This is a genomic window from Lentzea sp. NPDC058450 (assembly GCF_042721395.1).
Taxonomy (GTDB): Bacteria; Actinomycetota; Actinomycetes; order Mycobacteriales; family Pseudonocardiaceae; genus Lentzea.
The window spans coordinates 594,896-608,657 of record NZ_JBHXLO010000001.1 but is presented as its reverse complement, the minus strand read 5'-3'; the positions used below and the strand labels follow the sequence as shown (position 1 = coordinate 608,657).

Below are 13,762 nucleotides of genomic sequence, written 5' to 3'. Positions count from 1 at the left end.
CTAGCTACCATGACCGGGTGAATCACGACAGACCTCGCGAGGTCGCTCTGGCGGTGCGACGGATGCTGCAGGCCGGACGCGAGATGCAGGCCGCGATGGCACGTCGTCTCGGTGTGCGCATCACCGACGTCCAGGCAGTCGACCAGGTGGTGTCGGCCGATTCGCCCCTCGGCACGGTCGAGCTCGGCGACCGGCTCGGCATCCGGTCGGCGTCCGCCACGGTCCTGGTGGACCGCCTGGTCAGTGCCGGACACCTCACCCGATCTCCGGACCCGCACGACCGCCGCCGCGTCGTGCTCAGCGCCACCGATCACGCGCGCGGCGAGGTGCGGCAGGCGCTGACGCCGTTGCTGCGCGAGATCACCACCATCACCGACCGTCTCGACGACGACCAGGCCGTGACGGTTCTCGGTTTTCTGGAGGATCTGACAGCGGCCCTGCGTGACTACGCCGCCGAAGCAGAACTGCCGCTGCGAAAGCTTTGAGCGAAGCTGTGCGGACAGTTCGCTCAGAGCGACGCGCCCGCGCACTGGACGAGGTGCTGCCCGGTGATGGCCCCTGCGTCCGGCCCGAGCAGGAATGCGGTGAGACCCGCGACCTCGTCGGGTGAGACGAGCCGGCCGAGCGGTGGGAGCGCCGGGGGAGTGCGCACCCGGCCGGGGTCGGACAGCATCGGGGTGTCGGTCGGGCCCGGCGCGACCACGTTCACGGTGATGGCGCGCCCGACGAGTTCGGCGGCCCAGGACCGGGCCAGGGCGAGCAGGGCGGCTTTGGTCGCGGCGTACTGGCTCTTGCCCGGTACGCCGGTCATGGTCCTGCTGCCGACGAGCACCACCCGTGCGCCGTCCGGTAGGCGGGACTCGAGCGTGTCGAGCAGCACCGTGGCGGCTTCGACGTGCACGCGCCACATCCGCGCCCCGTCCTCTGTGGACAGCTGGCCGAGCGGTGCCGACCGTTGCAGTCCGGCGGCGTGCACGACCGCACGAGGGGCGGGCACGTCCGCCAGGGCCGCTCGGAACTCGTCCGGGCGGGTGAGGTCGGCTTCCAGCCAGGAGGTCACCTCGGTGGGGCGGCGCCTGCTGATGCCGGTCACCTCCCAGCCCTCGCGCAGGAGCCGTCCGCAGATCGCGGCTCCGATGCCCGAACTGGCGCCGGTGACGATCGCGTGGTCAGCCACCGTTCACCCACTGCGGCCGCACGCGGACGTACTTGATGGCCTGGCGGAAGTACGTGTACGCGATGTGCAGCGTGCCGTCCGGGGTCTGCGTGATCGACGGGTAGGAGAGCTCGCGGTTGAGCTTGTCGCGGGAGTTGTTGGTCAGGCAGTGGCCGTCGCCGGTGTCGAGGTCGCCGCGGGTCCACGTGAGCCCGTCGTCGGACGACACCGCGAGGCTCATCGGTGCGCGGGGTGCTCCCCAGAAGGCGTCACCGACCACCTCGGAGACTTCCTGCTCGGCCACGCCGTCGTCACCGATCTCGTCGTACAGCGAGACGCGGCGGCCGGTCGCGTCGAGTTTGCTGCTGTGGTTGTAGACCAGCGCGAGCCTGCCGTCGAGCAGCGGCACGTACTGGATCGAGGAGTTGTTGTTGGGCAACGAGGTGGGCGTCGGTTCGGACCACGTCTCGCCGTCGTCGGCGGAGACGCTGCGGTAGACGTGGTCGGCCCAGCGGCTGCGGAACAGTGCGAGCAGGTCCCCCGACGGCAGTGCGTGCACGTTCATGTGGACGCAGCCGGTGCTGGCCGGCACCGGTCGTTCCCGCCACGTCGTGCCGCCGTCGTCGGAGATCATCACCGCGCTGGTGTCGTGATCGCCCACCCATGCCTTGCCGGGTACTGAGACGCAGTGGAACACCGGCAGCAGCCAGCGGCCGGACGGCAGGACGACCGGTGGCTGGCGGACGAAGACCCCGCCCGATTCCGTTGCAGGGAACAGCGTGCGGGAGGCGGACCAGGTCTTGCCGCCGTCGGACGAGGTGCGGCAACGGACCTCGGCGGTGTCCTGGTTCCCGGCCCGTTGCGCGGTGTGGAACAGCCACAGGTCGCCGTCCGGGCCTGTGGCGAGCACCGGGTTCTGCTCGGAGCGCGTGTCGTCGTCGGACAGCCGCACCGGCTCGCTCCACACGCCGGCGGCCAGGCGGGAGAACCAGACCGAGATGTCCGCCACGCCCTCCTGCGTGCCGCCGAACCACACGCAGCCGAGGTCGCCGCCGGGCAGCACGGCGAGGTTCGCGGCGTGGTTCTGCACGGCAGGAGCGGGCAGGAACGCCTCGGCGCGGTCGCGAACGACGCCGTCGGTGAGCAGCGCGGTCATCGTCCGGCCTCCTTCAGGTGGTCGCGGGCCACGTTCTCCAGGTGCACCAGGTCCGACGCGATGGAGGCGAACGTGTACCCCTGCGCGAGCCTCCTGGCCGCGCTCGCGCCGTCCGGGGTGTGGATGCCCGCCGCGATCCCGGCGGTCTCCGCCGCCGAGCAGATCCTGCGCACCGCCTCCTCGAACGCGTCGTCGACCGAGCGGTCCGCGGGATGCGCGCCGCCGACGGCGAGGCGCAGGTCGGACGGACCCACGTACACCCCGTCGAGTCCCGGCGTCGCGCAGATCGCCTCCACCTCGGCCAGGCCCGCGGTCGTCTCGATCATGGCGATCACCGCGGTGTCGGTGTGGGCCTGCGCGGGCTCGGGCCCGAACCGCAGAGCTGAGCGCATCGGACCGTACGAGCGGCGGCCGAGCGGCGGATACCGAGTCGCGGCAACGGCTTTCGCGGCGTCGTCGGCGTTGTCGATCAGCGGCACGATGACGGCGGCGGCGCCGGCGTCGAGCGCCCGGCCGATCGGTGTGGGGTCGTTGGCCTCCACGCGGACCACGCCGGCGGACGCCCCGCCCGCGTCGATCGCGGTCAGTGACGCGACGAGCCCGGAGTAGCCGACGAGGCCGTGCTGCATGTCGAGACAGACGTAGTCGTAGCCGAGGCGGGCGATGCGCTCGGTCGCGACCGGGGCGTCGAGCACCGACCAGTAGCCGAGGATCCGCTCACGGTCGCGCAGCCGGACGGCGAAGGTCATGCGGGTGTCTCCTTGGTCATCGGTTGTAGGCGGGCATCGGTCCGCGCAGGTCCGCGCCGACCTCGTCGCACGCGGAGCGCACGTCGCCGGGCAGGGGACCGGCCGCGGCGGCCGCGATGTTGGCGTGGAGCTGTTCGACGCGGGAGCCGCCGAGCAGCAGCGAGCCGACGCCGGGCTGACCGAGCAGCCAGCGCAGCGACAGCTCGACGAGGCCGATCCCGGCGCCGTCCGCGATCGCGGTCAGGCGCTCGACGGCGGCGAACAGGCGAGGGTCCCAGTACCGCTCGCGGTACATCCCGGCCAGCCGCGAGTCACTGAACCGGCCGGTGCCGGGTTCGTCGCCGAACCGGTGCCTGCCGGTCAGCAGGCCGCCGCCGAGCGGGTTGTAGACCATCGTCACGAGGCCGCTCGTGCGGGCGTACTCCAGGTACTCCTCCTCGACGCGGCGGGCGAGCAGGTTGTAGAGCTGTTGCGCCACAACGGGTCGAGGCCCGCCCGCATGAGTGAGCTCGGCGATCTGCCACGCCGCGAAGTTCGACACGCCGAGCGCCAGCACCTTGCCCTCGTCCACGAACTCGGCGACGGCACCGAGCGTGTCCGCGATCGGCGTCGCGCGGTCCGGCTGGTGCAGGTAGAACAGGTCGACGTGGTCGGTGCCGAGACGCCGGAGGCTGCCCTCGAGCGACGCGCGCAACGCGGCAGGGGAGAGCGGGCTGTGCTCGCCCGCGTCCGGGTGGGGCATGCCGGCCTTGGTGGCGAGCACGACCCGGTCGCGACGACCGTGCAGCAGGCCCGCCAGGATCTCCTCCGTCTTCCCGCCCGCGTACGCGTTCGCGGTGTCGACACCGGTGATCCCCGCGTCGAGCGCGGCGTCCGTGATGGACTTCGCCGCGGCGACGTCCACGGTGTCGCCGAACGTCATCGTGCCGAGCACGAGCCGGGACAGCGGTACCGGTACGCCCGGCAGCTTCACGTCGGTCACGACTGCTTCCCTTCTGCGGAGGCGGAAACGAGCGCGCGGGGCTTGCGGCCGCGCATGGTCGCCGGGTCGAGCGCCGCGCGCCGCAACGCGAGGGTGTACGGCTCGGCCGGTGCTCCGAGCACGCGGCTGGTGGGACCGGCCTCGACGACGCGTCCGGCGCGCAGCACGACCACGTCGTCGCTGATCTCCCTGACCACACCGAGGTTGTGCGAGATGAACAGGTAGGCGACGCCGGTGTCGCGCTGGATCTCCCGCAGCAGGTCGAGCACCTGCGCCTGCACGGAGACGTCCAGTGCGCTGGTCGCCTCGTCGCACACCAGGAGCTGCGGTTCGCTGGCGAGCGCGCGGGCGATGCCGATGCGTTGCCGCTGGCCACCGGAGAACTCGGCGGGCCTGCGGTCGTGTGAGCTGTCGGGGAGCTTCACCCTGTCGAGCAACGCGGCCGCCTCCCGCGCGCAGGCCGTGCGGTCACGTCCGCGCAACCGCAGCGGTTCGGCGACGATCTGCAACGCCGTCAGGTGCGGGTCGAGTGAGCCGTACGGGTCCTGGAAGATCATCTGCATCTTGTGCCGCAACGGCCGGAGCCGCTTCTCCGGCATCGCGGTGATGTCATCGCCGTCCAGCACGATCCGGCCGGAGGTGGGACGGATCAGCCGGACGACGGACCCGGCGATGGTGGACTTGCCGCAGCCGGACTCGCCGACCACCGCGAGAGTGCGGCCGCGGTCCAGCGTGAAGCTCACGCCGTCGACCGCCCGCAGCGTTCCGAACTGGACGACCAGGTCCTCGACCGTCAGCAGTGCGCTCGTCACGGGGTCACCTCCAGAACTCCCAGGCGGGGAACCGCGTCGAGCAGCGCGCGGGTGTAGGGGTCACGTGGATCCTCGACGATCTGCTCCACCTCACCCGACTCGACGAACCGGCCCTCGCGCATCACGTGGATGCGGTCGGAGACGAGCCGGGCCACGCCCAGGTCGTGGGTGATCATCAGAATGCCGATGCCGGTGCGTTCCTGCAGTTCGAGCAGCAGGTCCAGCACGTCGGCCTGCACCGTCACGTCGAGCGCCGAGGTCGGCTCGTCGGCGACCAGCAACGCGGGCTCGGACGCCAGCGCGATGGCGATCAGCACCCGTTGCAGCATGCCTCCGGAGAACTGGTGCGGGTAGGCACCCCACCGCGTCTCCGGCGTGCGGATGCGCACCTGTTCGAGCAACGCGATTCCACGCTGCCGGATCTCGGCTCGCGACAGGCCGGGATGGCGCAACCGCAGCGCCTCGCCGAGCTGGGCACCGATCGTGTGCACCGGGCTGAGCGCTGTCATCGGGTCCTGCGGGACGAGCGCGGCGAACCGGCCGCGCAGAGGGACGACCGCTGACGGTTCCGCGACGACGTCGGTGCCGTCGAGCCGCACCGAACCGGACAGGACCGCGAGACGGTCCGGCAGCAGCCGCAGCACCCCCATCGCGGTGGTCGACTTCCCCGATCCGGACTCGCCGATGAGGGTGACCGTCTCGCCGCGGCCGACGGTGAAGCTGACGCCGTCCACCGCGCGCACGACACCGGCGGGGGTGATCAGCTCGATCTGGAGGTCCTCGACCTCGAGCAACGGTGCGGGCATCACGCGTCCGCCTTCCTGGTCCGGCGGGTGCGGTCCCGCAGGGCGTCGCCGAGCAGGTTGACCCCGACCACGAGCAGCACGATGACGAGGCCGGGCAGGGTGATCAGCCACCACGACGTGGTGATGTAGTCCTGGCCGTCGGAGATGATCCGGCCCCACGTCGCGAACGGGCGCTGCGGACCGGCGCCGAGGTAGCTCAGCGCGCTCTCCAGCAGCACCGCCTGAGCCAGCAGGAGCAGCACGACGAGGCTCGCGGGGCGCACGACGTTGGGCAGCACGTGCCGGGCGAGGATCGTGAACCGGTGCAGCCCCAGCACCCTGGCCGCGGCGACGTACGGTTTCTCCCGCTCCACCAGCACGAGCGAGCGGGTCAGCCGGGCGATCTCCGGCCACTGGGCGATCGCGATGACGAACGTGATCACCGGCACCGACGGGCCGAACAACGCGACCACGAGCAGCAGCATCATCAGCAACGGCAACGAGAGCTGTGCTTCGAGCAGCCGGGACACCGCGGTGTCGACCCAGCCGCCGAAGTAGCCCGCGGCCGCACCGGCGAGCACGCCGATGACGCCGGAGACCAGCACGGCGAGCACGCCGATGGTCAGCGACACCTGGCCGCCGTGCAGCACGCGGGACAGCAGGTCGCGCCCGAGCTGGTCGGTGCCGAACAGGTGGCCGTCGGTGAACGGCGGGAGGCGCCGTCGTCCCAGGTCCTGGGCGTCGGGACCGGGCAGGGGGAGGAAGCCCGCGAGCAGGATCGGCAACACGACGACGAGCGTGCAGATCGAGCCGGCCCACAGCTTGAACCGGTTCGCCGCGCGGTGCCGGGTCGCGGGCGCCGCGGCGAGCACCTCCGGCGTGACCGCGCTGGGCCTCGGAGGGGATGGCTGCGTGGTGGTCGTCATCGGGAGGCCGCCTTTCCGAGGCGCACACGCGGGTCGAGGAGCGGGTAGGAGAGGTCGACGAGCAGCTGGACCGCGACGGCCAGTGCGGCGGTGATCAGGACCGTCGCCTGGATGACCGGGTAGTCGCGGGTCTCGAGCGCCCGCACGACGAGAGAACCGACGCCCGGCCAGGCGAAGACGACCTCGACCACGACGACACCGTTGAGCAGGGCGGCGAACCGGGTGCCGAGCGCGGTCACCACCGGCACCGCCGAGTTGCCCATCGCGTACCGCCACACGAGCACGCGTTCGGAGATGCCGCGCGAGCGGGCCACCGTCAGGTACGGCGACCCCAGCGCGGACCCCATCTCCCGGCGGACGAGCCGGGAGATCAACGCGATCTGCAGGATCGCCACCGTGACCGCCGGCAGCACGAGACCGCCCCAGGTGGTGAAGCCGGACGCGGGCAGCACCGGCAGCAGGACAGCGAACGCGGTGAGCAGCATGACCCCGGTCCAGAAGTCTGGCATCGACTGCCCGGCGATGGTCGCGACGTTGACGCCGATCTCGCGGCGCGTGTCGGCCCGGCGCGCCATCCACACGCCGAGCGGCACGGCCACCAGTGTCGTGAGCACGATCGCGGCGACGGCGAGCGTGATCGTGTAGGGGAGCCGGCCGAGCACCACGTCGAAGGCGGGTGCGCGGAACGCGAAGCTCGTGCCCAGGTCACCGTGCAGCAGGCCGTTGAGGAAGATCCAGTACTGCGACAGCAGCGGCTCGTTCAGCCCGAGCTGCTCACGCACCCGTTCGACGTCGTCCGGCGAGGCCATCGGACCGGCGTAGGCCGCGGCGGGGTCGCCGGGCGCGAGGCGGACGAGGACGAAGACGGTCGACACCGTCAGGAAGATCGTGAGCAGGCTCTGGCCGACGCGGCGCGCCAGGTAGGTGATCACGGCTCAGCCCTCCACGCGCACAGCGCTGAGGTCGTAGGAGTTGATCGGCTGCAGGCCCACGCCCTGCACCCTGGTGCGGCGGGCGAGCAGCACCTTCGGCACGAACGCCCACAGACACGGCCACGTCGCCCAGATCGCCTGCTGGGCCGAGGTGAGCAGCTCGGTGCGCCGGTCGACGTCGGTCTCCGCCGCCGCCGACGCGAGCGCGTCGGCGATCGGGGGGTTGACGTAGCCGTGGTAGGTGTCGCGGGTGCTCTCCTTCTCGGCGGTGCCTCCGTACATGCCGAGCAGCGTGGTGACCGCCTGCCCGGTCGGGCCGGGGTAGCCGTTGCCGAGCACGTCCCAGTCGCCGCCACGGCCCTGCCGCCACTTCCCGATGTCACCACCGGGCTCGAACTGCTGCAGTTCGGAGCTCACGCCGACCACCCGCAGCATCTCGACGACGGCCTCCATCACCGAGGTGTCGGCGGGGAACTCGCCCGTCTCCCAGATGATCTTCAACTTCAGGTCGCGCACGCCCAGCGAATCCAGCAGGGCGCGGGCCTTCGCGGGGTCGTGGGTGTAGGTGCCGGTCCGCACCGCCCCGGACAGGGCGAGCGGCACGACGCCCTCCGCCTGGGTGACGGAGCCGACCAGCACGTCCTCGACGAGTGCCCTGCCGTCGATCGCGTACGTCAGCGCCTCCCGCACGCGGGCGTCGGCCAACGGGTGCCCGGCGGGCTTGCGGAAGTTGAAGAAGAGCTGGTTGAGCCGCGTACCGGTGATGTTCTCGAGGGCGACGCCCGGCAGTCCAGCCAGCTGTTCCGCCGAGTCCGGGGTGATCGAGTCGATCACGTCGAGCTCGCCGCTGCGCAGCGCGATCACCCGGCTCGACTCCTCCGGCACGAACCGCACCCTGACCGTGCCCACCGAGGGTGGTGCCGCCCAGTAGTTCTGGTTGCGCTCGAAGGTGTACTCACCGGTGCCGCTGTTCGCGGCGGCGACCACGTACGGGCCGGAGCCGATGCCGGTGGCCAGTTCCTCCGGCCGGTTGGCCGCGGCCGGGGTGATCAGGATGTTGGCCATCAGCAGGTCGAGGATGGGGACCGGCCGGGCCGTCTCCAGCAACAGCGTGTGGTCGTCCACCTTGGACACCGACGGCACCTCGGGGAACAGGCCCATCACGAAGGACCCGTTGACCTGCGGGTACATCTTCAGCGCGGTGGCCACGTCCTCGACCGTCACGGGGCTGCCGTCGGAGTAGCGCGCCTCGGGGCGCAGCCGCACGGTCCACTGGGTGGGCGCGGTCTGCTCGAACCGCTCGGCGAGCACGAGTTGCGCCTTCATGGAACCGTCGATGCGGGTCAGCGCCTGGCGGACCGCGCGTTGCACCGTGACCGCGGCGTCGAACTGGAGCAGCTTGTTGTCGAGGCTCACCAGGGACCGGTTGAGGCCGAGGGCCAGCGAACCAGGGGCGGCGGCGCCGATCGGACCGGCGCAGGCTGCGAGCGGGGCCAGTGCCAGGCCGGTTCCGGCGGCGAGGCCGGCGCGGAGCAAAGAGCGGCGGCTGAGCACGGCGCCGCTGCCGAATTGGGTCATCGTCGACCTCTTCCGTGTGCCCGGACGAGCAGGAGTTGCGTGGGCCACACTGACACGTCTGCGCGAAACGCGCAACAGCTATCGCGCAGAACGCGCAGTCTGTGGCATAGTCGGCGACGGAGACCACGCGGAGAGGGGAGGCTGGAATGGACGACTTTCCCGTGTTCGCGGTCGCTGATGACCTGTCAGGCGCGGCGGAGACCGCGGTTGCGCTGGGTGTGCGCGGAACACGCAGCGTGGTCCTCCTGCAGGCCCGGGACAGCTCTGCGGAGGTCGTCGTGGTCGACACCGACTCCCGCGCCCTGCCACCTGGTGCCGCGGCCGCGGCGGTGACGTCCGCGCTGACCTCGGTACGTCCGGGAGACCGGGTGTTCAAGAAGATCGACTCGTTGCTCCGCGGCAACGTCTCCGCCGAGATCGGCGCCCTCGTGTCCCACGGTTTCGGTGTGGTCGTGACTCCGGCGTTGCCCATTGCGGGACGCACGGTCGTGGACGGCGTGCTGCGCGTGGACGAGAGCGGCTGGCGCGCGAACTGCGCAACTCCGCGCGAGGTGATGCCGTCCGCGCTGACACTGGGGCTGGACGTCGTGCGCGGGCCCGCACTCGCTGATTCGCTGGCGAAGGCCGCGGACGCGCGCGTCGCCGTCGTGTGCGACGCGGAGACCGACGGCGACCTCGACCTCATCGCGGCGGCCGCCGTACGGGCACCGGCGAACCTCGCCCTGGCGGGATCGGGTGCTCTCGCCGCCGCGCTGGGCCGCATGCGGACGACCACGTCGCCGTTCGTCGCCACACCTGCGGGCGGAGCCGTTCTGGTCGTCGTCGGCACGGCCGAACCCGTTGCGGCACAGCAGGTCGCGCTGCTCTCCGGATCTTCCGTGCACACGTTCGACGTGGACGCCCTCCTCGCCGGGCAGGTTCCGGTCCCGCCGGTGCACGGGGTCACCGTGCTGCGCGTCGGCCCGGCCAAAGGCCTCGTCCCCGACGTCTCCGCCGCGCTCGCCCGCGTCGTCGCCGCGGTCGCCGGCACACCCGACCTCGTCCTCATCGGCGGCGAGACCGGCCGCCGCGTTCTCGACGCTCTCGGCGTCGACGAACTCGAACCCCTCGACCAGATCCACCACGGAGCCGTCCGCTCGCGCACGCGGGACGGGCGGGTCGTGGTGACCAGACCGGGCAGCTTCGGCGGACCGGACTCCCTCGCGCAGATCGTGCGAGCCCTGACCGAAAGGCAGTTTCCGTGAACGCAGTCAGCGCACTCCCGGTCGTCGCTCTCACGATGGGTGACGGGGCGGGGATCGGCCCCGAGGTGATCGTGCCCGCGGTGCTGCACCCGGACACCCTCGCCGTGTGCCGCCCGGTGGTGATCGGTGACGCGCGGCGGTTGCGTCAGGCCGCGACCATCGTCGGTGTCGAGGCCGACGTCGTCGCCGTGGCCGGACCCGACGAGGCCGAGTTCGGCGGACGCCGGGTCAACGTGATCGACCTCGGCCTGCTCCCCGAGGACCTGCCGTGGGGCGAACTCTCACCCGTTGCCGGCGAAGGCGCCTACCAGTACGTGCGCCTCGCCGCCGAGCTTGCGCTGAGCGGCGCGGTCCAGGCCATCTGCACCGCCCCGCTCAACAAGGAGGCCCTGCACGCGGCCGGGCACGTGTTCCCAGGCCACACCGAACTCCTCGCGCACCTGACCGGAGTGGAGGAGGTGTCGATGATGCTGTCGACCCCCAAGGTCAAGGTCATCCACGTGACGACCCACATCGGGCTCCTCGACGCCGTCAGGAGGATCGAACCGGGACTGGTCGAGCGCACGGTGCGGCGCGGCCACGAGGCGTTGGTCAGGGCGGGCAACAAGACACCGGTGATCGGTGTGTGCGGTATCAACCCGCACGCCGGCGAGAACGGCCTGTTCGGCTACGGCGAGGAAGAGGAGAAGATCGTCCCCGCCCTGGAGGTCCTGCGCGAGCAGGGGATCGACGCCCGAGGCCCGCTGCCCGCCGACACCGCGTTCTTCCTCGCGGGCCGCGGCGACTACGACCTCATCGTCGCGATGTACCACGACCAGGGCCACGGCCCGGTCAAGGTCCTGGGCATCGAGGCGGGCGTCAACCTCACCGTCGGCCTCCCGGTGATCCGCACCTCGGTCGACCACGGCACGGCGTTCGACATCGCCGGTACCGGCAAGGCGGACGCCCGTAGCATGGTCGAAGCACTCCGCCAGGCGGCCGAACTGGCCGTGGCTCCCGACCCCGACCAGGAGACCGCAGCACGATGACATCCGCCGTCGGCACGCGCGAGCGCCGCGACCAGATCGTCCGGCTGGCCACCGAGACCGGCCTGGCGAACGTCGAGGAGCTGTCCCGGATGTTCGACGTCACCCCGTCGACCATCCGCCGCGACCTGGCGCGCCTGACATCGGAAGGGCGTCTCGCGCGCACCTACGGCGGCGCCATCGCGGTGAACGCGCACCCGGAATCCTCGCTGCGCCAACGCATCGGCGAGGGTTTCGAGGCCAAGCAGGCGATCGCCCGCTGGGCGGCGGACCAGATCCACGCCGGCGAGACCATCCTGCTCGACGCCGGCTCGACCATCGGCGCCCTGGCCCACGAACTGCGCCGGGCCGAGTACCTCACCGTGGCCACCACCGGGATGACCGCGCTGCAGGAGCTCGCCGACGTCGAGTCGGTCCACGTGGAATGCCTCGGCGGCACCCTGCGCCCGCTCAGCCAGGGGTTCGTCGGCCCGCTCACCGAAGCGGCGCTCGAACGCATGACGTTCGACCGGGTCTTCCTCGGCACGGACGGCATCAACGCGACAGGCGACATCTGCGAGGCCGACCTGCGCCAGACCCGCCTCAAGGAACTGATGGCCCGGCGAGCCGACCACGTCTACGTCCTGGCGCACGCCGCGAAGCTGGACCAGCGCCCCTTCCACGCCTGGGCTCGGCTGCCCCTGCCGTGGACGCTGGTCACCGACTCCGACGCCGACCCCGCCGTGGTGGAACGGTTGCGCGGTAAGGGAATCACCGTGGTCGTGGTCGGACCGGAGCAGACCGGCCAGCCGAGTTGATCGCGGTCGGGGAAACCGCGGCGCTGTTCGGGCGGCCCTGAACCGCTGCTCGTCCTGCGGGGGTGAAGGCATCCAGGGCGAGTTGGTTCGGCTTGGTCCTCGTCTGGGGTTCCGTCCGGCCGCTGCTCGCGGCGGCCACGAAGCCGATCATCACGAGGCCGAAGCTCACCAGGCCGAGCGCCAGCACGATCCCGCCGTGCAGCACGACGGCGAACGCGAGGGCGGCGCGGCGCGATCGGGAATTCCCGAGCACGCAGATCACGATGGCCGATTCGAGCAGGATCGTTCCCCATGTGATCACAGGGGACAGAAGTGCCGAATCCGCGAACGGTACGAGTAGCGAACCGGTTCCGAAATACGCGTCCTGCATCACATGGTGCATCGCGCTGCCGTCGCGCCATTCCGGTTCCTGGAGTTTGATCCAGACCGCCTGGCCGTAGACGACCACGACCTGCACGCGAACGGCCCAGTGGGTGATCCAGGAAGCGCCGCTCCACCACGCCGGTAATGGCGTGTCCGGACGTCTCCAATGCCAGACGCGATCGTCGGCGAGGCACAACGGGATCAACAGGAGAGTGACGATGCGGGCCACGTTCTCGCCGCCGTTGGGCACGTGCATCGCGGCGGCGAGACTGAAGGTCGCGTACCACTGCGGAATGCACGTCCAGCGCGGCCGGTATCCCGAGGCCGCGAGCACGAGTGCGGCGATCGTGACCAGTCGGGCAACGGTCTGCGCGGCTGGAGAAGTGTCCGCGCACCAGAGCGAAAGGGCGCGCAGACCGTCGCATCGGGGGCCGATTGGTCCATTCGGCACAGCGGGGAATAAGTCTGTGTCCGAGGTGAACACGAGAGCGGACAGTTCCGCGATCGCGACCAGCGACCGAGCGGCGCCGAGGGTGCGCGTGCGGGGTTCGAACGCGAGCGCGCGGGCTACCGGGGTGCGCACGTGAGTTCCACGGGGACGACTCGGACGACGTGCCGGGCGGTGCCGTTCCGGCTGGGTCTCTCGACGGCGAAAACGGTGGGCCCGCACGCCGCGGGATCGGTGAAATAGCTGGTCAGGATCACTGGTGGGGTCGTGGAGACGACGGCGGCGCAGTCGGCCGCGGTCGGTCCCGCGCAGTCCCGCCAGCGGTCCTCCGGCAGCTCCCGCGCGAGGGCCAGCAGCCGGACCAGGTCCGCGTAGGCACCGCGGTCGAGGCCGCCCAGGTAGTCCCGGTCACCCGCGGTCCGGGTGATCGGGACGAACGTGCCGGCGGCTTTGTCGTGGCGGTACACGACGGTGAACTCGCGCCCCGCCGCATTCGTGAAGAGCTGCATTCCGACGGGCCAGAACAACCGGAACGCGTCTCGCTGGGCGCTGATTTCCGGTCCGACGACGTCGGCGGGCAACTGGGCGGCGGTGGTCGCGAGCAGAATCACGCCGAGTGCGGCGCCGGTGAAGGCCATGCCTTTCGCGGCACGGGCCTGGGTGTCCATTTCGGTGGACATCGGACCGGAAATCCCGGTCGGTTCAGCACTCGCCTGTCGTGCACGGCCCGATGATGAGTGCCGTCTGGTTGCCTGAATCGACAGGCGCCGTGTCCGAAGCAGAGCTGGCAATGGTGATCGCGGCCAGTG

The 13,762-nt window shown here is 71.3% G+C and carries 15 protein-coding genes; 4 read left to right on the top strand and 11 right to left on the bottom strand.

The genetic code is table 11. The features are described from left to right. Positions 1-17 precede the first annotated feature (17 nt). Entirely contained in the window at positions 18-485 is a 468-nt protein-coding gene (locus ACFWNN_RS02910) for a MarR family winged helix-turn-helix transcriptional regulator (protein ID WP_382438119.1), read from the top strand. Positions 486-508: 23 nt separating this feature from the next. Here the strand turns inward: ACFWNN_RS02910 and ACFWNN_RS02905 are convergent, their stop codons facing one another. Genes ACFWNN_RS02905 through ACFWNN_RS02865 form a run of 9 tightly spaced genes read right to left on the bottom strand, consistent with a single transcriptional unit; the run spans position 509 to position 9,076 of the window. Continuing rightward, complete coding sequence (locus ACFWNN_RS02905) at positions 509-1,177, bottom strand: SDR family NAD(P)-dependent oxidoreductase (RefSeq protein WP_382438118.1); 669 nt, start codon at positions 1,175-1,177, stop codon at positions 509-511. Next, positions 1,170-2,312 carry an exo-alpha-sialidase gene (locus tag ACFWNN_RS02900; protein ID WP_382438117.1) on the bottom strand — a complete coding sequence of 381 codons (1,143 nt, stop codon included), beginning with the start codon at positions 2,310-2,312 and terminating at the stop codon, positions 1,170-1,172. Before ACFWNN_RS02900 ends, ACFWNN_RS02905 begins: the two co-directional genes overlap by 8 nt. After that, on the bottom strand, positions 2,309-3,061 hold the full coding sequence (locus ACFWNN_RS02895) for an HpcH/HpaI aldolase/citrate lyase family protein (RefSeq protein WP_382438116.1): 753 nt from the start codon (positions 3,059-3,061) through the stop codon (positions 2,309-2,311). Before ACFWNN_RS02895 ends, ACFWNN_RS02900 begins: the two co-directional genes overlap by 4 nt. A 16-nt stretch (positions 3,062-3,077) precedes the next feature. Further along, positions 3,078-4,043 carry an aldo/keto reductase gene (locus ACFWNN_RS02890; protein ID WP_382438115.1) on the bottom strand — a complete coding sequence of 322 codons (966 nt, stop codon included), beginning with the start codon at positions 4,041-4,043 and terminating at the stop codon, positions 3,078-3,080. Then, entirely contained in the window at positions 4,040-4,855 is an 816-nt protein-coding gene (locus ACFWNN_RS02885) for an ATP-binding cassette domain-containing protein (protein WP_382438114.1), read from the bottom strand. The genes ACFWNN_RS02890 and ACFWNN_RS02885 overlap by 4 nt, the downstream gene beginning before the upstream one ends. Further along, a complete protein-coding gene (locus ACFWNN_RS02880; RefSeq protein WP_382438113.1) occupies positions 4,852-5,661 on the bottom strand; it encodes an ABC transporter ATP-binding protein in 810 nt (269 codons plus the stop codon). The genes ACFWNN_RS02885 and ACFWNN_RS02880 overlap by 4 nt, the downstream gene beginning before the upstream one ends. Next, complete coding sequence (locus ACFWNN_RS02875) at positions 5,661-6,566, bottom strand: ABC transporter permease (RefSeq protein WP_382438112.1); 906 nt, start codon at positions 6,564-6,566, stop codon at positions 5,661-5,663. Before ACFWNN_RS02875 ends, ACFWNN_RS02880 begins: the two co-directional genes overlap by 1 nt. Beyond that, positions 6,563-7,498, bottom strand: coding sequence for an ABC transporter permease (locus tag ACFWNN_RS02870; RefSeq protein WP_382438111.1), 936 nt, complete (start codon positions 7,496-7,498; stop codon positions 6,563-6,565). The genes ACFWNN_RS02875 and ACFWNN_RS02870 overlap by 4 nt, the downstream gene beginning before the upstream one ends. A gap of 3 nt (positions 7,499-7,501) precedes the next feature. Then, positions 7,502-9,076, bottom strand: coding sequence for an ABC transporter substrate-binding protein (locus ACFWNN_RS02865; protein ID WP_382438110.1), 1,575 nt, complete (start codon positions 9,074-9,076; stop codon positions 7,502-7,504). A gap of 146 nt (positions 9,077-9,222) precedes the next feature. On the opposite strand from ACFWNN_RS02865, the gene ACFWNN_RS02860 reads away from it, so the two are divergent. Genes ACFWNN_RS02860 through ACFWNN_RS02850 form a run of 3 tightly spaced genes read left to right on the top strand, consistent with a single transcriptional unit; the run spans position 9,223 to position 12,142 of the window. Then, complete coding sequence (locus tag ACFWNN_RS02860; protein ID WP_382438109.1) at positions 9,223-10,320, top strand: four-carbon acid sugar kinase family protein; 1,098 nt, start codon at positions 9,223-9,225, stop codon at positions 10,318-10,320. Continuing rightward, the gene (gene pdxA, locus ACFWNN_RS02855) at positions 10,317-11,348 is read left to right on the top strand and encodes a 4-hydroxythreonine-4-phosphate dehydrogenase PdxA (RefSeq protein ID WP_382438108.1); all 1,032 of its coding nucleotides are present in this window, start codon (positions 10,317-10,319) and stop codon (positions 11,346-11,348) included. The genes ACFWNN_RS02860 and pdxA overlap by 4 nt, the downstream gene beginning before the upstream one ends. Then, positions 11,345-12,142, top strand: a complete 798-nt coding sequence (locus ACFWNN_RS02850; RefSeq protein ID WP_382438107.1) for a DeoR/GlpR family DNA-binding transcription regulator — start codon at positions 11,345-11,347, stop codon at positions 12,140-12,142. The genes pdxA and ACFWNN_RS02850 overlap by 4 nt, the downstream gene beginning before the upstream one ends. Here ACFWNN_RS02850 and ACFWNN_RS02845 read toward each other — a convergent pair. Next, a complete protein-coding gene (locus ACFWNN_RS02845) occupies positions 12,096-13,088 on the bottom strand; it encodes a sporulation-delaying protein SdpB family protein (protein WP_382438106.1) in 993 nt (330 codons plus the stop codon). The genes ACFWNN_RS02850 and ACFWNN_RS02845 overlap by 47 nt on opposite strands. Further along, the gene (locus tag ACFWNN_RS02840) at positions 13,073-13,633 is read right to left on the bottom strand and encodes a hypothetical protein (RefSeq protein ID WP_382438105.1); all 561 of its coding nucleotides are present in this window, start codon (positions 13,631-13,633) and stop codon (positions 13,073-13,075) included. Before ACFWNN_RS02840 ends, ACFWNN_RS02845 begins: the two co-directional genes overlap by 16 nt. Between the last annotated feature and the right edge of the window lie 129 nt (positions 13,634-13,762).